Annotated in this window: 16 protein-coding genes; 5 read left to right on the forward strand and 11 right to left on the reverse strand. The window is 63.4% G+C overall.

What is annotated here, in order from left to right; all coding sequences use genetic code 11:
• Position 1: 1 nt before the first annotated feature.
• From MKZ91_RS27715 to MKZ91_RS27730, 4 genes are all read right to left on the reverse strand, one after another.
• The gene (locus tag MKZ91_RS27715; protein WP_336174258.1) at positions 2-778 is read right to left on the reverse strand and encodes an SDR family NAD(P)-dependent oxidoreductase; all 777 of its coding nucleotides are present in this window, start codon (positions 776-778) and stop codon (positions 2-4) included.
• Entirely contained in the window at positions 775-3,096 is a 2,322-nt protein-coding gene (locus tag MKZ91_RS27720) for a bifunctional salicylyl-CoA 5-hydroxylase/oxidoreductase (protein ID WP_336174259.1), read from the reverse strand. Before MKZ91_RS27720 ends, MKZ91_RS27715 begins: the two co-directional genes overlap by 4 nt.
• Before the next feature lie 216 nt (positions 3,097-3,312).
• Complete coding sequence (locus tag MKZ91_RS27725) at positions 3,313-3,837, reverse strand: MarR family winged helix-turn-helix transcriptional regulator (RefSeq protein ID WP_336174260.1); 525 nt, start codon at positions 3,835-3,837, stop codon at positions 3,313-3,315.
• 97 nt (positions 3,838-3,934) lie between these two features.
• The gene (locus tag MKZ91_RS27730) at positions 3,935-4,708 is read right to left on the reverse strand and encodes a GntR family transcriptional regulator (RefSeq protein ID WP_336174261.1); all 774 of its coding nucleotides are present in this window, start codon (positions 4,706-4,708) and stop codon (positions 3,935-3,937) included.
• Between the two features lie 161 nt (positions 4,709-4,869).
• Here MKZ91_RS27730 and MKZ91_RS27735 point away from each other — a divergent pair, with 161 nt between their 5' ends.
• The 5 genes from MKZ91_RS27735 to MKZ91_RS27755 all read left to right on the forward strand — a co-directional run bounded on the left by MKZ91_RS27735 (position 4,870) and on the right by MKZ91_RS27755 (position 9,974).
• Positions 4,870-5,853 carry an ABC transporter substrate-binding protein gene (locus tag MKZ91_RS27735; protein ID WP_336174262.1) on the forward strand — a complete coding sequence of 328 codons (984 nt, stop codon included), beginning with the start codon at positions 4,870-4,872 and terminating at the stop codon, positions 5,851-5,853.
• A gap of 71 nt (positions 5,854-5,924) precedes the next feature.
• Positions 5,925-6,704: an ABC transporter ATP-binding protein gene (locus MKZ91_RS27740; RefSeq protein WP_336174263.1), complete on the forward strand. Its 780-nt coding sequence runs from the start codon at positions 5,925-5,927 to the stop codon at positions 6,702-6,704.
• Between the two features lie 5 nt (positions 6,705-6,709).
• Positions 6,710-7,633 (forward strand): ABC transporter permease, encoded by a 924-nt coding sequence (locus MKZ91_RS27745; RefSeq protein ID WP_336174264.1) that lies wholly within the window; start codon positions 6,710-6,712, stop codon positions 7,631-7,633.
• Between the two features lie 15 nt (positions 7,634-7,648).
• Entirely contained in the window at positions 7,649-8,896 is a 1,248-nt protein-coding gene (gene kynU, locus MKZ91_RS27750) for a kynureninase (RefSeq protein WP_336174265.1), read from the forward strand.
• A gap of 115 nt (positions 8,897-9,011) precedes the next feature.
• Positions 9,012-9,974: a threonine ammonia-lyase gene (locus MKZ91_RS27755; protein ID WP_336174284.1), complete on the forward strand. Its 963-nt coding sequence runs from the start codon at positions 9,012-9,014 to the stop codon at positions 9,972-9,974.
• 9 nt (positions 9,975-9,983) lie between these two features.
• Here the strand turns inward: MKZ91_RS27755 and MKZ91_RS27760 are convergent, their stop codons facing one another.
• The 7 genes from MKZ91_RS27760 to MKZ91_RS27790 all read right to left on the reverse strand — a co-directional run bounded on the left by MKZ91_RS27760 (position 9,984) and on the right by MKZ91_RS27790 (position 17,049).
• Complete coding sequence (locus tag MKZ91_RS27760; RefSeq protein WP_336174266.1) at positions 9,984-10,670, reverse strand: ABC transporter ATP-binding protein; 687 nt, start codon at positions 10,668-10,670, stop codon at positions 9,984-9,986.
• On the reverse strand, positions 10,667-11,416 hold the full coding sequence (locus MKZ91_RS27765) for an ABC transporter ATP-binding protein (RefSeq protein WP_336174267.1): 750 nt from the start codon (positions 11,414-11,416) through the stop codon (positions 10,667-10,669). Before MKZ91_RS27765 ends, MKZ91_RS27760 begins: the two co-directional genes overlap by 4 nt.
• Entirely contained in the window at positions 11,409-12,380 is a 972-nt protein-coding gene (locus tag MKZ91_RS27770) for a branched-chain amino acid ABC transporter permease (RefSeq protein ID WP_336174268.1), read from the reverse strand. Before MKZ91_RS27770 ends, MKZ91_RS27765 begins: the two co-directional genes overlap by 8 nt.
• A gap of 7 nt (positions 12,381-12,387) precedes the next feature.
• Positions 12,388-13,308, reverse strand: a complete 921-nt coding sequence (locus MKZ91_RS27775; protein WP_336174269.1) for a branched-chain amino acid ABC transporter permease — start codon at positions 13,306-13,308, stop codon at positions 12,388-12,390.
• Positions 13,309-13,407: 99 nt separating this feature from the next.
• Positions 13,408-14,547 (reverse strand): ABC transporter substrate-binding protein, encoded by a 1,140-nt coding sequence (locus MKZ91_RS27780; protein ID WP_336174270.1) that lies wholly within the window; start codon positions 14,545-14,547, stop codon positions 13,408-13,410.
• Positions 14,548-14,588: 41 nt separating this feature from the next.
• On the reverse strand, positions 14,589-15,425 hold the full coding sequence (kynA, locus tag MKZ91_RS27785) for a tryptophan 2,3-dioxygenase (protein WP_336174271.1): 837 nt from the start codon (positions 15,423-15,425) through the stop codon (positions 14,589-14,591).
• A 4-nt stretch (positions 15,426-15,429) separates the two neighbouring features.
• Positions 15,430-17,049 (reverse strand): benzoate-CoA ligase family protein, encoded by a 1,620-nt coding sequence (locus tag MKZ91_RS27790; RefSeq protein WP_336174272.1) that lies wholly within the window; start codon positions 17,047-17,049, stop codon positions 15,430-15,432.
• Between the last annotated feature and the right edge of the window lie 306 nt (positions 17,050-17,355).

Genomic DNA, 17,355 nt, shown 5'->3' on the forward strand with positions numbered 1-17,355 from the left:
TCTATCCTCCGAGAACTTCGCCGCCGGCAACGGCAACCGCCTGGCCGGTGATTGCGGTCGCTCTTTCCGAAACCAGCCAGGAGACCGTGTGGGCGACCTCGGCGGGCGTCACCAGGCGCCCCTGCGGATTGGAACGGGCAAGGCTGGCGCGCGCATCCTCGCGCGAGCGGCCGGTCTTCTCGCTGATCGTGTCGAGCGCACCGTCGATCAGCGGCGTGTCGGTGAAGCCCGGGCAGACGGCATTGACGGTCACGTCGGTGCGCGCAAGCTCGAGCGCCAGCGCCCGGGTCAGGCCGACGACGCCGTGTTTCGAGGCGCAATAGGCTGAAACATAGGCGTAGCCGGTGAGGCCGGCGGTGCTTGCGACATTGACGATCCGGCCGTTGCCGGCCCGGCGCACCGAGGCAAGGGCTGCCTGCGTCACCAGATAGACGCCTGTCAGGTTGATGGAGAGCACCCGCTGCCAAAGCGCGAAGTCGGTCTTTTCGAACGGCGCCGAAGGCGCTTCGCCGGCGCAATTGACGAGGACGGCGATATCTCCGGCCTGAGCGATCGCGGCCGATATGCCTTGCTCGACCGCTTCCGGATCCGTCACGTCAAACCCGGCGCAGACGTGTGCTTCGCCGCCCGACGCGAGGATTTCGTCCTGCACCGTTTCGAGCGGCGCTGCGCGACGCCCGGCAAGGCTGACGACATGGCCGTCGGCAGCGAGCGCAAGCGCGATCGCCTTGCCAATACCGCTTCCCGCACCCGTGACTAGGGCGTGCCTCTTGTTCATGGCTTGCCCGCCGTCGTTGCGGCGCGCGCCAGGTTGTTCACGTATTGCGCCCGGGCGGATTGGTACTGCTTCGGCCAAGGTTCGCCGTCATAGCCGATCTTCGCCGCTTCGTGCATGACGAAGGAGGGATCGGCCAGATGCGGGCGCGCGATCGCGCAGAGATCGGCGCGGCCGGCAGCGATGATGGAATTGGCGTGGTCGGCCTCGGAAATCGCGCCGACGGCGATGGTCGGAACCTGGATCTCGTTGCGGATCTTGTCGGAAAACGGCGTCTGGAACAGCCGCCCGTAGACAGGCTTCTCTTCCTTGACCACCTGGCCGGAGGAGCAGTCGATCATGTCGGCACCGGCTTCCTTGAACAGGCGGGCGAAGATCGCCGCGTCCTCGGGCGTGTTGCCGCCCTCGTGCCAGTCATGGGTCGACAGGCGCACCGACATCGGCCTGTCCTCGGGCCAGGCCCTGCGGACCGCATGAAACACTTCGAGCGGGAAGCGGGCGCGAGCGGGATGGTCGCCGCCGTAGTCGTCCGTGCGCCGGTTGGTGAGCGGCGACAGGAAGCTCGACAACAGATAGCCGTGCGCGACGTGCAGTTCGAGGATGTCGAAACCGATGTCGCGGGCGCGCTCGGTGGCGTGCACGAAGTCCGCGACGACACGGTCCATGTCGGCACGCGTCATTTCGCGTGGCGTGTCGGAATGCTTGAGATATGGCAGTGGCGAGGCGGAGATGAGCGGCCAGCCGCCTTCGTTCAAGGGCTGGTCGATGCCCTCCCAGGCAAGCTTGGTCGCGCCCTTGCGGCCGGCGTGTCCGAGCTGGAGGCCGATCTTGGCGGGCGTCTGCTGGTGCACGAAGTCGACGATGCGCTTGAACGCCTGTGCCTGTTCGTCGTTCCATAAGCCCAGGCATCCGGGCGTGATGCGGGCATCAGCGGAAACGCAGGTCATCTCCGGAAAGACAAGGGCAGCGCCGCCCATGGCGCGTGCGCCGAGATGGACGAGGTGAAAGTCGTTCGGCACGCCGTCGGTCGCCGAGTACATCGCCATCGGCGAAACCACAATGCGGTTCCTGAGCGTCAGGCCGCGCAGTTTGAACGGCGTGAACATCGGCGGCGGGACCGTGCCGTTCGCGGCGGGTTCGACACCGGCACGCTCGGCAAACCAACGCTCGAAGCCTTCGAGCCAGTCCTTGTCGCGCAGGCGGAGGTTCTCGTGGCTGATGCGCTGCGAGCGGGTCAGCATCGAATACATGAATTGCTCCGGCTCCAGCGTATCGGCGTAGCGCGTGCCGACCACTTCGAACCATTCCATGGCATTGCGCGCCGCGTTCTGGATGCGGGCGACATCGACCCGGCGCACGTCCTCGTAGGCGGCAAGCACCGCGGGAATATTGGCCTTGTCGTGACCGAGGATATCGAACTGCCTTGTAAGCTCGATGGCGTCGTCGATCGCAAGCTTGGTGCCCGAGCCGATGGCGAAATGGGCCGTGTGGGCGCTATCGCCCATCAGCACGACGTGGCTGCGGCCGTTGAAATGGCTCCACTTCTCACAGATCAACCGGCCGAAATTCAGCCAGGCGGAGCCGCGCAAGTGCCGCGCATTGGTCATCAGCTTGTGGCCATCGAGCGTGCCTGAAAAGAGCTTCTCGCAGAAGGCGATCGACTGTTCCTGATCCATCTGGTCGAGGCCATGGGCCCGGAAAACGTCGTCCGTCGTTTCGACGATGAAGGTCGAGGTATTTTCGTCGAAGCGGTAGATGTGCGCCTGGAACCAGCCATGCTCGGTGCGCTGGAAGTCGAAGGTGAAGGCGTCGAACTTTTTGTTCGTGCCGAGCCAGACATAGCGGTTGGGCCTGACGACCATGTCCGGCCGAAAGACGTCTGCGTACTTGTTGCGGATGCGCGAATTGACGCCGTCGGAGGCTATGATCAGGTCTGCGTCGGCAAACTGCTCGTCGCTTTCGACGTCCGTCTCGAAGACGAGCTCGACGCCGAGTTCCAGGCAGCGGTCCTGAAGGATGTTGAGCATCTTCTTGCGGCCGATGCCGACGAAGCCGTGGCCGGTGGTCCGGATCTTGCGGCCCTTGAAGACGAGCTCGATATCGTCCCAGTGATTGAACGAGACCTCGATCGCCTCGGCTGTCTCCGGATCCCACTGCCGCATCGACTGCATGGTGGCGTCCGAAAAGACCACCCCCCATCCGAAGGTGTCGAAGGCGCGGTTGCGTTCGACGACGGTGACGTGGTGTTCCGGGTGCTGCCGCTTCATCAGCAGCGCGAAATAGAGGCCCGCCGGCCCGCCTCCGATACAGACGATCCGCATGTGGTTCTCCTCCCGAGCTCCGGCTGCGCGTGTCCGCCGTCGAGATGCCGTTGGCCGTCATCCCGGACTGCTGGATGCAGGGTGGACTCGTTTCGGAGAAATTTCAAGCTTAAAATTGTTTTGGCGAAGATGCTGCCCGAACACGCGCACGAAAACCGGCGCGGACCACCGCACCGCGCCTGCATTCGAGGCGGGAAAAGAAAGGAAAATGGCGGCTTAGGTGTTGCGCGCGAGGGAAGCGATGACGGACCGCTTGAGCTTGGCAAGTTCGTCCATCAGCACGCCCCCCTCCTTTGGAGAAATGCCGGCGAACAGGTCGGAGATCCAGTCGGCGTGCCTTGCCGCCATCTTCTCGAACTCGGCCCGGCCGAACGGGGTGAGCGCGATGATCTGCACCCGCCGATCGGTCGGCAGAGTCGTGCGGCTGAGATGGCCGCTCTCGGTCAGGCGTTCCACCAGCACCGTGATGTTGCCGGGCGAGACCATCATGCGCTTCGAAACTTCGCCAAGCACCATACCGTCAGGCGCGCGCTCGAGCTGGGCCATCAGGTCGAAACGCGGCAGGGTCGAATCGAACTCCTCCCGGAGCCGGCGGCGGATTTCGCTTTCGACCAGCGTCGAGCAGGTCAATAGACGCAGCCACAGCCTCAACTCAGCGCGGTGATCGCCCGGAGCCTCAAGCGCCTTGGTCTCGCCATCGACCCATTCCGACGAAGTGTCGAACTTGTCTTCACCCATCATTCCAACGTCCGCTTCTAACCTTGTGCCGCCAATCGCGGCATCTCCGTCTACTGCTTTTAAAGAGGTTCGCAGGTCTTGGACAGGCTGTCACGGGCCGTCATTTGGACGCAAGCCCAGGCGCCGGTTGGCGCGTGGACAGCGAGGCGCGACCGCCATCCTCGGATTGGACATAGACATTGACAGTAAAGCCGATGTGCTCGGCCATCAGCACCTTCGCGCGCTCGATATCGCGATCGAGCGCCGCTTCCATGAGTTCGGTGTGATGCTCGATCGCCATGGCGTCCTCAAGGGCGGCAACCGCTTCCTCATACCCCGCGCTCATGCCAGCGGCAGCCCGCATCGTCGGGGCCAGGCTCAAGAAGCGATGGTGGCGCCGGAGCTGGTCGGAGATCGTTGCCTGAAACCGCAAGAGCCAGTTCGACCTTGCAGCACTGATCAGCGCTGCATGGAAGCCCGCATGCTTCTCGTCCCATTCATCGACCTCGCTTTCGGAGAAATGCTCGACAGAAACCTTGCACCGGGACAGCCGGTAGTGCGCCGTGACAACGGCAGATTCCCATGCGCTGTCACCGTTCTTTATCGATTCGATCAACAGCGGCATTTCCACCGCGAGGCGCGCGCGGGTGAGGTCATCCAGTTCCTCGCGTGAAACCGGGGCGACGGCAAACCCGCGATTGCTGATGGCCGTGACGAGGCCTTCCGCTTCCAGCCGCGACAACGCTTCGCGCAGCGGCGTCCAGCCGATGCCGTAGCTTTCGCGCAGCGTGCTCAGCTTCATCGGCGCGCCGGGTTTCAGCCGCGTCGCGAGAATGTCGCGATGTAGCAACCGGTAGGCCGATTCCGTTTTCGTCGACTGTTCGTGGTCCTGCATCACATTCCCTTAGCGCCCGCATCGGATCGACACAAATATATATAGTTCAGCGCTGATTGTGAAAATATATATATTTGTTTGACAAGAACTCCGAGCCTCGCCATCATCCACGCACGCCGCCGAGGAGGGCGGTAACGCTCGTCAGGTTCTGGGAGGGATGTATGAGCAAGAGCACTTGGCTTTCGGGGTTGGTCGTCGCCGGCGCATTGGCATGGGGAGCGGGTACGGCCGCCGCTGATCCGATCCGCATCGGCATTGCCAATTTCGGCGAACATCCGCAACTGAGCGCATCGATTGCCGGCTTCAAGAAGGCGCTTGCCGAAAACGGCTTCGTCGAAGGCAAGGATGTCGTCTACACCGAGAGCCACACCAACTTCGACGCCTCGCTCGTGCCGCAGATGATCGCCAAGCTGCAGGCCGAACAGCCGAAACTGGTCTATACGATCACGACGCCCGTCTCGCAGATTGCCAAGAAGGCGCTCGCGGGCTCCGGCATTCCGGTCGTCTTTTCCGCCGTCACCGATCCGGTCGCTGCAAAGCTGGTTCCGTCCTGGGAGGCTGGTGACGACGGCATGACCGGCGCTACGGACCTTCAGGACGTGGCCGCTGTCATGGCATTTACGCGCAAGCTTCTGCCGGAGGCCAAGCGCTTCGGCGTGCCCTATAACCCCGGTGAAGCGAACGACACGGCCCTGCTCGACAAGATCAAGGAAGCGGCACCTGCCGCTGGCTTCGAAGTCGTGGAGGTCGGCGTCGACAACGTCAACGACATCCAGCAGCGCATCGCCTCCTTCGCAGGCAAGGCCGACGTGATCTACACGCCCGCATCCAACCTGCTGCAGCCGGCGATCGGCGCCGTTTCGGCGGCTGCACGCCAGGCACAGATCCCGATCGTCAACTCCGACGACGGTGCGGTGCGTGACGGTGTTGTGCCGGCAAGCTTTGCGGTCAACTACGAACAGGTCGGCGTCAATGCCGGCAAGATCGCGGCCGAGATCCTCAAGGGCGCGGACCCGAAGACCATCGCGCCTTCGCGCCCGAGCTATGAAGATCATGCGCCGCTGATCTCGAAGAAGGCGACGGCCGCCTTCGGCATCGAAGTGCCGGCGGCGCTCGCGAACGAGTGCGATTGCGTCGTCGACTGATCTCCGGTCGATCTCGATCAAGTGACGGCGTCGGAAACGCCGTCACTTCATGAGTGTTAAGGGGAGAGCCAATGCTGGAAATCAGATCGGCCCGCAAGGTATTCTACAAGGGACAGGCGGACGAAAAGGTCGCGCTCGACGGCCTCGATCTTCGCCTTGCGACAGGCGAATTCGGCGTCGTCATCGGTTCGAACGGCGCCGGCAAGAGCAGCATGCTCAACGCCATCTCGGGCGCGCTGGTGCTTGATAGCGGCCAGATCGTCATCAACGGCGACGACGTCACGGCAACGCCCGTCCACAAGCGCGCCATGCGGCTCGCACGTGTCTTCCAGGACCCGATGCGCGGCACCGCCGCCAGCATGACGGTTGCGGAAAACATGTTGCTCGCCGAACTGCGCAGCAACAAGCGCACATTGCGCCGGGGGCTGAATGCGACGCGGCTTGCCGCCTACAAGGAGCGGCTATCGCTGCTCGGCCTTGGTCTCGAAAACCGCCTCGACACGCGCGTGGAACTCTTGTCCGGAGGACAACGGCAATCGCTGTCGCTGATCATGGCGGTCGGCGGCTCGCCGGAATTGCTGCTGCTCGACGAGCACACGGCGGCGCTCGATCCGCGCACCGCCGATATCGTCATGCAGGCGACGATCCGTGCGGTCGAGGCCCTGAAGCTGACGACGCTGATGGTGACGCACAACATGCAGCACGCGGTGGATTTCGGCCACAAGGTCATCATGCTCGACGCCGGACGCGTCCGCCTTGAAATCGACGGCAAGGACAAGGCCCAGACGACGGTGCCTGAACTGATCGGCCATTTCTCCGTCAAAACCGACCGCATGTTCCTGGCGAGCTGACGATCATGGATATTCTTCAAAACACCATCGCGAGCTTCGTCTCGCTCGTTCCCGTCACGCTCGCGCAGAGCCTCATCCTCGCTTTCGTCGTGCTCGGGATCATGATCCCGTTCCGCATGCTGAGCTTCCCGGATCTGACCAGCGAGGGCGCGTTCCCGCTCGGCGGCTGCGTCTGTGGCGTGCTGATGGCGGCCGGCATGTCGCCGCTAGCTGCAATTGCCATTGCGCTCGTCGCCGGCTTCCTCGCCGGCTGCTGCACGGCCTTCATCCATCTGAGGTTCCGGATCCACACACTGCTTGCCGGCATCCTGATGATGACGATGCTCTATTCGATCAACCTCAGGATCATGGGCCGATCGAACCTCTCGGTCTTCGGTGCGCCGACGGTCTTCGACTGGGCGCCAGGGCTGCAGCCGGGCTTTCCGGCAAGCAAGATCGTCGTTGCCGGGCTGATCGCACTCGTCGTCTTCTTCCTGCTCTATCATTTCTTCCGGACGGAGAAGGGTACAGCGGTCCGCGCCGTCGGCGCCAACCCGGACATGGCAGAAGCGCAAGGGATCAACGTCTGGCTGGCAACGATCGGCGGTGTCGGGCTTGCCGGCGCGTTTTCGGCGGCCAGCGGCGCGCTGATGGTGCAGTCGCAGGGTTTTGCCGACGTCAATATGGGGCTCGGCATTCTGATCAACGGCCTTGCCGCTCTGATGATCGGCGAAGCGATCGTCGGCAAGCAGAGCGTGCTGCGCCAGCTCGCCGCCCCCTTTGTCGGCGCGATCGTCTACTACCAACTGGTTTCCTTCTGCCTGGCGGCCGGCATGCCTCCGCCAGACCTGAAGCTTGCGACCGGCCTCTTCGTTCTCGCCATGCTGGCTCTACCGAGCCTCAAGCGAAGCCGCGGGCCAGCGCCCGCCCGCGAAACTGTTCGCGAATAGACAAGGACCACCTTCATGAATGTTGTTCCAGATTTTGCTGCGATAAAGGCCATGGATGCGGCGGACGTGCTCGGCCCGATGCGCGAGCGCTTCATCCTGCCGGAGGGTCTTATCTATCTCGACGGCAACTCGCTTGGCGTCGCCTCGACCGCCGCCTTCGACGAACTGCGCAAGGCCGCCGCCGAGGAATGGGGCCAGGACCTCATCCGCAGCTGGAACACGGCCGGCTGGTTCGAGATGCCGCTTGTGCTCGGCGACCGGGTCGGGCGTCTGATCGGAGCGGCTGCCGGCCAGACGGTTGTTTGCGACACCACGTCGATCAACATCTACAAGGCCCTGCATGCGGCCATGGCGCTGCGGCCCGACCGATCGGTGATCGTCAGCGAAGGCGGCAGTTTCCCGACCGATCTCTATATGGCCGAGGGCGTGGTCTCGACGCGTCCGGGCGCTTCGTTGCTGCTCGAAGGGGTCGATGCGCCCGAGATCGAGGACCTGATCGACGGCAGTGTTGCCGTGGTTCTTGTCAACCACGTGAACTACAAGTCCGGCGAGTTGCGAGACATGGCGGCGCTGACGCGCAAGGCGCACGAACATGGCGCGCTGATCATCTGGGATCTCTGCCACACGGCCGGTGCCCTGCCGGTCGATCTCGACGGCGCCAATGTCGATTTCGCCGTCGGCTGCACCTACAAGTACCTGAACGGCGGCCCTGGCGCGCCTGCCTTCATCTACGCCGCCACCCGCCACCACGGCGCTATCCGCCAGCCGCTCACCGGCTGGTGGGGCCATGCGCGGCCCTTCGCCTTCGAGAAGCACTATGCCGCCGGCGAGGGCATTCGCCGTTTCCTCTGCGGCACGCAGCCGATCCTGTCGCTGCGCGCGCTAAAGGGCGCGCTCGACGTCTGGGATGCGGTCGACATGGCGCAACTGCGTGAAAAGAGCATCCGGCTCACGGACCTCTTCATTGCGCTCGTCGAAGCGAGATGCGGCGCCTACGGCCTCGAGCTCGAAAGCCCGCGTGATGGCGCGAAGCGCGGAAGCCAGGTGTCGTTCAGCCACCCAAACAGCTACGAGATCATGCAGGCGCTCATTGCCCGCGGCGTCATCGGCGATTTCCGCGCGCCGACGACGATGCGCTTCGGCTTCACGCCGCTCTATGTCAGCTATGCCGACGTTTGGCAGGCGGTCGATATCCTCGAAAAGATCCTGCGCACGGCCGCATGGCAGGACGCGCGCTATGCGGTCCGCGCGGCTGTGACCTGATCTCGATCGACAAACATTAGGCGGGCGGCTCGCCGCCCGCGACCTGGCCGGTTCATGGGCCACGATCCGCGTCCCTGAACATGGAGGGCTGCAAGAGGAGACTTTCGCAGTGATCATGCCACGCCGTCCGACACTATCGGAAATCGTCGAGGCGCGCAGCCGCATCGCGCCCCATTTCGCGCGGACGCCCTTGGTGAAGCTCGACCTCGGCTTTTCCGACCGGCAGATCTTTCTGAAGCTGGAGACGCTGTCACCAATCGGCGCCTTCAAGCTTCGTCCGGCTTTGAATTCCCTCATGTCGCGCGATCCGGCCGATCTCAGCAACGGCGTGGCGGTCACCAGTTCCGGCAACATGGCCTATGGCATGGCCTGGGCCGCGCGCTTCATCGGCGTACCGATGGTTGCCTACATGTATCGCGGTGCGCCGCAAACCAAGATCGACGGCGTGCGTGCGCTTGGCGGCGAGGTGCGCTTCATCACCCAGGAGACGTGGTGGGATTACATCGTCGGCGCGGAGCGGCCGGCGGCGCCCGAACTGCTGATCAATCCGGTGACCGATCAGGCGGTGCTCGCCGGCAACGGTTCGATCGGCATGGAAATCATCGAGGACCTGCCTGATGTGGATGTGGTGCTCACGCCCTTTGGCGGCGGCAGCATGACCACCGGGGTCGCAAGTGCGGTCAAGGCAGGATCCCGGCCGATCCGGGTCTATGCAGTCGAGGACAGCAGCGCCGCTCCGGTCTCTGCGGCCCTTGACGCAGGAAAGATCGTGACGATCGAAACGCGACCATCCTTCATCAAGAGCATCGGCGCGCCATCACTGGTACCGCAGCTCTGGCCGGTCGTGCGGGACCTGATCGATGGAGCGATCGCCGTCAGCCCCGCCGAGGTCACCGACGCAATGCGGCTTCTCTTCAGGAAGGCCAAGGTCGTCGCCGAGGGCGCGGGAGCCGCCTCGCTCGCGGCCGCGATCGCCCGGCCGGATCTCAAGGGCAACATCGTGTGCGTGATCTCGGGTGGCAACATCGACGCTGCTGCCTATTCCACGGTGCTTGGCGGTGGCATTCCCTCGGCCTGAGCCGCAGCCTCAGACGCCGAGATAGCGATCCTGAAGCTCAGGCGTCAGCGCCGCTGGAGACCCTTCGAAAACAGTCGCGCCTTTCTCCAGCACGAAGCAGCGATCGGCAACCGGCAGCAGTTCCGACAGCGTCTTGTCGACGACGAGGATCGACTGGCCTGCCGCCTTCAAGGTTCGGATTGCCGACCAGATGTCCTGCCGGATCACCGGCGCCAGCCCCTCGGTCGCCTCGTCGAGAATGAGCAGGCTGGGATTTGTCATCAGCGCGCGGCCGACGGCAAGCATCTGCTGTTCGCCGCCCGAGAGCGTATTGGCGTATTGGTCGCGCCGCTCGCCGAGGCGCGGAAAGAGGGTTACCACTTTGTCGAGCGTCCATGCGCTGCCCCGGGCTGTCGCAACGAGATTCTCCCGAACCGTGAGGTTGGGGAAACAACGCCGCCCCTCGGGCACGAGGCCAAGACCGAGCCTGGCAATCCGGTGCGGCCGCATGCCGAAGATCGGCTTGTCGGCAAAGCTGATTGCACCCGCGCGCGGCCGGACGAGACCGAGGATGGAGTTAATCGTTGTCGTCTTGCCCATGCCGTTGCGGCCCATGAGCGCGACCACCTCGCCTTCCCTGACGTCGAGGTTGACGCCGAACAGCGCCTGGGAGGCGCCATAGAAGGTTTCGAGGCCCTTGATTTCGAGCAAGCTCACGCGGCTTCTCCCAGATAGGCGCGGCGGACCTCCGGGTCGCTGCGGATTTCGTCGACGGTGCCGCTCGCGATGATGCGCCCATAAACGAGCACGGATATGCGGTCGGCGAGTGCAAAGACCGCATCCATGTCGTGTTCGACCAGCAACATCGGCGCTTCGTGGCGCAAGCCGTCGAGGAAGGTGGTCAGCCGCTTGGATCCCTCCGGCCCCATGCCGGCCATGGGCTCATCAAACAGGAAAGCCTTCGGCGAAAGTGCGAGCGCGATGGCGATCTCAAGCTGCCGGCGTTCACCGTGCGAAAGTTCTGCTGCTGGCACATTTGCGCGTGCAGCAAGATCGACGCGCTCCAACATTGCCATCGCCGGTTCGATCAGGGCCTTGTCGCGGGTCACCTGGCGGAAGAAGCGGAAGCTGCTGCCCTGGCTTGCTTGCACCGCCAGCATGACGTTGCGAAGTGCCGAGAATTCCTGCGCCAGCGAGGAGATCTGGAAGCTGCGCGCAAGGCCAAGCCGCGCGCGGGCGGCCATGTCGAGCCCACCAATGTCGTTGCCCAGGAACCGGATCGTGCCACTGTCGGCCCTGAGCGAGCCGGCGATCTGGTGGATCAGCGTACTCTTGCCGGCGCCGTTCGGGCCAATCAGCGCGTGGATCTGCCCGGGGCGAAGATCGAGGCTTACGCCGTCGGTCGCCTTGAGAGCGCCGAAGGATTTTCTCAGCTCGCGGATTTCAAGAACGGGCTCAGACATGGCGCGGCTTTCCGGAAAGAAGGCCCAGCAATCCACCGCGCGCAAAGAGCACGATACCGAGCAGGATGAGGCCGAGGAAGAACTGCCAACGCTCGGTGATGCCGCCGAGCACATATTCGAGGAAGACGAAGATCATCGCTCCGGCGACAGGCCCGAACAGGCGCCCCTTGCCGCCGAGAATGATGAGCACCATCAGTTCGCCCGACATGTGCCAGGAGAGCATCGAAGGACCAACGAAGCGATTGAGGTCGGCATAGAGCGCACCAGCAAATCCGGTGATCATGGCGGAGACGGCAAAGGCGACGAGCCGGATGTTGAATGGCGCGACGCCGACGGCGGCAAGGCGCGTTCCGTTCTGTCTTGCCGCCTGCAGCGCACTGCCGAAGCGCGAGCCTTCGACGACGCGGAACAGAAGCAGCGTCGCCATCAGCGCGGCGTAACAGATCAGGAAATAGGAGAGCGGCTTGGCGGTGTTGGCGCCGGGAAAGGCGTTGCGCACCGACAGCGACAGGCCGTCCTCGCCGCCATAGGCCGGCCAGGAGATTGCGAAGTAATAGATCATCTGCGCGAAGGCGAGAGTGATCATGATGAAATAGACGCCTGATGTGCGCAGGCTGACCGCGCCGATCGGCAATGCCACGAGCCCGGCGACGGCGATGGCTGTCACCCAGATGAGCGGCATCGATGTCGTTGCGGCGATATCAGCGAAGAGTGGTTCCGCGTTGAACGCATGCGTTGCCAGGATGCCGGCGACGTAGCCGCCGAGCCCGAAGAAGGCCGCATGACCGAAGGAGAGGAGCCCACCGAGTCCGAGCGCGAGATTGAGCCCCACCGCCGCAAGCGCCAGGACCGCGACGCGGGTCGCAAGCGTGACATAGAAGGGTTCGCCCATGCTGGCGGCCAAAAGCGGTGCGCCGAGAAGAAGCAGGGCAAGGAACAGGTTGACGCTGGTTTCGCGGTTCATCTCGACCTCAAGACTGTGCCGCAAACAGGCCGCTTGGCCTGAAGGCGAGGATGAGGGCCATGACGACGTAGATCAGCATGGAGGCGAGTGCTGCGCCGATCGTGGTCGCCTGCGACGCGGGCATCGTCAGCGAAAGCAGTGAAGGGAGCAGGAAGCGGCCCATGGTGTCGACGACGCCGACGATGACGGCGCCGACAAGAGCACCCTTGATCGAGCCTATGCCGCCGATCACGATGACCACGAAGGCGAGGATCAGCACCGGCTCACCCATGCCGACCTGGACCGACTGCAACGCACCGACAAGCGCACCGGCAAGCCCGGCAAGCGCTGCACCAAGCGCAAAAACCACCGTATAGAGCGTGCCGATATCGACGCCGAGCGCGGCGATCATCTCGCGATCGGATTCGCCGGCGCGAATACGCATGCCGAGCCGGGTTCTCGAAATGAGCAGGTAGAGGCCGACGGCGACCGCGATGCCGACACCGATGATTGCCAGACGATAGAGCTGGTACTGGCCACCGCCGGGAAGAGGTACCGCCCCTTGAAGCAGAGGCGGGATGTCGAGATAGAGCGGGAACGAACCAAAGAGCCAGCGCGAACCCTCCGAGAGGATCAGGATCAGGGCGAAGGTGGCGAGCACCTGATCGAGGTGATCCCGACTATAGAGCCTGCGGATGACGGCGACCTCGATGATCGCGCCGACGCCGGCGGCCGCCGTGAGGCTGGCGATCAACCCTATCCAGAAGGAGCCGGTTGCGGCCGCGACCGTAGCGCAGGCGAATGCGCCGATCATGTAGAGCGAGCCGTGGGCGAGGTTGATGAGGCCCATGACGCCGAAGATCAGCGTCAGGCCGGCGGCCATCAGAAAAAGCATCACGCCGAGCTGCAGCCCGTTGAGCAGTTGTTCGATCAGGAGTGCGGTGAACAAGGGACCGGTCCAAGCTTCATATCAGGAGGACATGGATCACCGGCCGGATGCCGGCCCCATAAGGCCGGGCATCCGGGCGATAACAGGCGCGCCGTGGCACTACATGCTGCACTTGTCGGCGTAGGCGTCCTTGTGATCTTCGAAAGCGGTGGCGATGATCATGTTGGTGAGCACGCCGTCGTCTTCCTTCACCACCTCGCGAACGTAGATGTTCTGGATCGGGTGGTTGTTGGTGTTGAAGGTGAACTTGCCGCGAACGGACTGGAAGTCCGCCGCCTTGAGTGCTGCGCGGAAGGCGTCCTTGTCCTTGACGCTTGCCTTGGAAAGGGCTGCAAGGATCAGGTTTGCCGTATCCCAGCTCTGCGCCGCATAGATCGACGGCAGGCGCTTGTACTCGGCCTTGAAGGCTTCCACGAACTTCTTGTTGGCCTCGTTGTCGAGGTCCTTGGACCAGGTGGCGGAGTTCTTGACGCCAAGTGCGGCATCGCCGATCGCCGGCAGTACGTCCTGGCTGAAGGAGAAGCCCGGGCCCGTAACCGGGATGTTCACGCCCGATTGCGCATATTGCTTCATGAAGGCGATGCCCATGCCGCCGGGCAGGAAGAAGTAGACACTGTCGGCGCCGGAGGCGCGGATCTGCGCGATTTCGGCGGCATAGTCCGTCTGGCCGACCTGGGTGTAGATCTCACCTGCTAGCGCGCCCTTGTAATAGCGCTTGAACCCGGTCAGCGCGTCCTTGCCCGCCGGGTAGTTGGGCGCCAGGATGAAGGCGTTCTTGTAGTCCTTGTTGGCGTATTGCCCCATCGCCTCGTGGAAGTTGTCGTTCTGGTAGGCGACGTTGAAATAGTTCGGATTGCAGTTCGCGCCGGCAAGCGCCGACGGACCGGCATTCGGCGAGAGATAGATGACATCCTGCGCCACCGTGTTCGGCACGACGGCCATGGCGAGGTTTGACCAGATGATGCCGGTCATCAGGTCGACCTTGTCGCCCTGGATCATCTTCTCGGCGATCTGCACCGCGAGTTCCGGCTTTTGGGCATCGTCCTCGATCACCAGTTCCACGTCCTTGTTGCCCGACTGCTTGATCGCCAGCGTGAAGGCGTCGCGCATGTCGATGCCGAGGCCGGCGCCGCCGCCCGAAAGCGTGGTGATCACGCCGATCTTCACCGGCTCGGCATGGGCAAGGCTCGACGTTGCAAGCGAGAGGCCAAGAAGGCTCGCTGCCAGAATGCGGTTCATGCTGTTCTCCTCTTATAGGTTCCCTTTTGAGTTGTGTTCTATCAGAGACCTGTGCGCACGTGCCAGAGCTCGGGGAAAAGTTCCACTTCGAGCATCTTTTTCAGATAGGACGCGCCGGATGTTCCCCCGGTTCCGCGTTTCATGCCGATGATGCGCTCGACCGTCGTGACGTGATTGAAGCGCCAACGGCGAAAGTAGTCCTCGAAATCGACGAGCTTTTCGGCAAGCTCGTAGAGCATCCAGTAGCGCTCGGGGTCGCGATAGACGACCTGCCAGGCGGCAAAGACCTTGTCGCTTTCCGTGCGGGTTTCGCGCCAGTCGGTCCGCTCAGCCTCCTCGCCGACGTCGAAGCCGTTGCGCGAAAGCAGCCGGATCGCTTCGTCATAGAGCGACGGGGCGGCCAGGATCGCCTCAAGCTTTTCCATGATGTCGGCGCGATGCGCGTGCGGTCCCAGCATGGCGACGTTGCGGTTGCCGGCAAGAAATTCGATTGCCCGGTACTGCCAGGACTGGAAGCCGGAGGATTGGCCAAGAGATTCGCGGAACGTGGTGTATTCGCTGGGCGTCATCGTGCGCAGCACGTCCCAGGCACTGTTCAACTGCTCGAAGATGCGCGCGACCCGCGTCAGCATCTTGAAGGCCGGCTCCAGCCGGTCGTCGCGGATCGAGCGAACCGCAGCGTTGATCTCGTGCAGCGCGAGCTTCATCCAGAGCTCCGACGTCTGATGCTGGATGATGAACAGCATCTCGTCATGGGCCTTGGAAAGAGGCTCCTGCGCATCCAGCACCTTTTCCAGCATCAGGTAGTCGCTGTAGGACATGCGTCCCTTGAACGACATCTGGGCGCCTTCTCTCGAAGGGTCGTATGATTTGCTCATGGTTTCAGTTCTCCGACCGCAATCGGAACCGCTGGATCTTGCCCGTGGCTGTTTTCGGCAGGCTGTCCAGGAATTTGACCGATCGCGGATATTTGTAGGGCGCGATCGTCGCCTTCACGTGATCCTGCAGCCGCTTGATCGTCGCGTCGTCCGCCGAGATGCCCGATACCAGTACGACATAGGCTTCGACGATCTGGCCGCGGTCGGCGTCGGGTGCGCCGACGACGGCACATTCGGCGACCTCCGGATGGGCGATCAGGGCCGCCTCGACCTCGGGGCCGGCGATGTTGTAGCCGGCGGTGACAATCATGTCGTCCGAACGGGCGGCGAAATGGAAAAACCCGTCCTCGTCCTGATAGAATGCGTCGCCGGTCAGGTTCCAGCCGTCGCGCACATAGTCGCGCTGGCGGGCATCCGACATGTAGCGGCAGCCGGTCGGGCCGCGCACGGCAAGCCTGCCGATCGTGCCGCGCGGCACCTCCCGCATCTCATCGTCGACGATGCGCGCTTCGTAGCCACGGACCGGCTTGCCGGTCGAGGCAGCCTTGCGGTCCTCGAAGCGGTTGGAAATGAAGATGTGCAGCATCTCGGTCGCGCCGATGCCGTCGAGGATGGGCTTGCCGGTTTTCGCTGTCCATTCTTCGAAGACCGGCCCCGGCAGCGTTTCGCCAGCCGAAATCGCCACGCGCAGGGACGAGAGATCGGCGCCAGCGTCCATCGCCTTCATCATCGCCCGGTAGGCTGTCGGCGCGGTGAACGAGATCGTCGCCTTGTACTTCTCGATGATCTCCACCATGTTGGCGGGCGTCGCATGCTCGAGCAACGTTGCGGCCGCACCGAATCGCAAGGGGAAGATCGCGAGGCCGCCAAGGCCGAAGGTGAAGGCGAGCGGCGGCGAGCCGACGAAGACGTCTTCGGGCGTGACCCCGAGCACCTCACGGGCATAGCCGTCTGCGATCATGAGGAGATCGCGATGGAAATGCATCGTTGCCTTCGGAACGCCTGTCGTGCCCGAGGTGAAACCAAGAAGCGCCACGTCGTCGCGACCGGTGTGAACTGCCTCGAAGACCACCGACTTGTCGAGCGCGATCCGGTCGAGTTCGGCGTCGTGGTTCGCGGTCCCGTCGAAGCTTACCACCTGTTTCAGGTAGTGGCTGTCTTTGGCGCAGGCGATCATTTCGTCCATCAGACGGGTATCGCAGAGCGCGAGGCTGATCTCGGCCTTGTCGACGATCTTGGTCAGTTCCCCGGCCCTGAGCATCGGCATGGTGTTGACGACGACCGCGCCGGCCTTGGTGGCCGCAAGCCAGCAGGCGACCATGGCCGGATTGTTGGCCGACCGGATCAGCACGCGATGCCCGGGTTTTACGCCGTAGTTCTCGACCAGCGCATGCGCCAGCCGGTTCGTCCAGTCGGACAGTTCCTTGTAGGTTCGCCTGCGACCATTGCCGATCAGCGCGGTGTGGTCGCCGAACCCTCTGGCCACCATCGCGTCCGTCAGTTCGACGGCGGCGTTGAGGTGATCCGGGTAGTCGAAGCCCTCGAGCAGAAACTCCGGCCATTCTTCCGGTGGCGGCAGATGATCGCGGGTGAACGTATCGACGTGCGAAGTCGGTCCAAGCATGTGGCGGCTGTTCCCTTGTTCAGTTCCTGCCTGTTGCCCAGGCATCTTTCAAAGCCGGATAAAAGTCTTGCGGTGTCGACGAGCCCGGGCGTGCAGGCATGTCGCGACCATCGCCACATCGCTGCCGATGAGGCGTGCCGTCGCGCCGACGGTCCCGGAAATCGTGATTGGCACAGCGAGACCTCCACTTCTCGGCTGAACATGGGGCAGCATCGCACCAGTCCAAAATTATTTCAAGCCTAAAGTTTTTTTGCGCAGCGGCATTGCGTTTCCCGATGGCGCGCGCGATTGCTATGCCTGAGGGGA

The organism is Ensifer sp. MJa1 (assembly GCF_037026475.1).
Taxonomy (GTDB): Bacteria; Pseudomonadota; Alphaproteobacteria; order Rhizobiales; family Rhizobiaceae; genus Ensifer.

Bases quoted from the DNA above. Each gene is read 5' to 3' on its own strand.
- MKZ91_RS27715 (WP_336174258.1), bottom strand. From the start codon at position 778: ATGAACAAGAGGCACGCCCTAGTCACGGGTGCGGGAAGCGGTATTGGC.
- MKZ91_RS27720 (WP_336174259.1), bottom strand. From the start codon at position 3,096: ATGCGGATCGTCTGTATCGGAGGCGGGCCGGCGGGCCTCTATTTCGCG.
- MKZ91_RS27725 (WP_336174260.1), bottom strand. From the start codon at position 3,837: ATGATGGGTGAAGACAAGTTCGACACTTCGTCGGAATGGGTCGATGGC.
- MKZ91_RS27730 (WP_336174261.1), bottom strand. From the start codon at position 4,708: ATGCAGGACCACGAACAGTCGACGAAAACGGAATCGGCCTACCGGTTG.
- MKZ91_RS27735 (WP_336174262.1), top strand. From the start codon at position 4,870: ATGAGCAAGAGCACTTGGCTTTCGGGGTTGGTCGTCGCCGGCGCATTG.
- MKZ91_RS27740 (WP_336174263.1), top strand. From the start codon at position 5,925: ATGCTGGAAATCAGATCGGCCCGCAAGGTATTCTACAAGGGACAGGCG.
- MKZ91_RS27745 (WP_336174264.1), top strand. From the start codon at position 6,710: ATGGATATTCTTCAAAACACCATCGCGAGCTTCGTCTCGCTCGTTCCC.
- kynU (WP_336174265.1), top strand. From the start codon at position 7,649: ATGAATGTTGTTCCAGATTTTGCTGCGATAAAGGCCATGGATGCGGCG.
- MKZ91_RS27755 (WP_336174284.1), top strand. From the start codon at position 9,012: ATGCCACGCCGTCCGACACTATCGGAAATCGTCGAGGCGCGCAGCCGC.
- MKZ91_RS27765 (WP_336174267.1), bottom strand. From the start codon at position 11,416: ATGTCTGAGCCCGTTCTTGAAATCCGCGAGCTGAGAAAATCCTTCGGC.
- MKZ91_RS27770 (WP_336174268.1), bottom strand. From the start codon at position 12,380: ATGAACCGCGAAACCAGCGTCAACCTGTTCCTTGCCCTGCTTCTTCTC.
- MKZ91_RS27780 (WP_336174270.1), bottom strand. From the start codon at position 14,547: ATGAACCGCATTCTGGCAGCGAGCCTTCTTGGCCTCTCGCTTGCAACG.
- kynA (WP_336174271.1), bottom strand. From the start codon at position 15,425: ATGAGCAAATCATACGACCCTTCGAGAGAAGGCGCCCAGATGTCGTTC.
- MKZ91_RS27790 (WP_336174272.1), bottom strand. From the start codon at position 17,049: ATGCTTGGACCGACTTCGCACGTCGATACGTTCACCCGCGATCATCTG.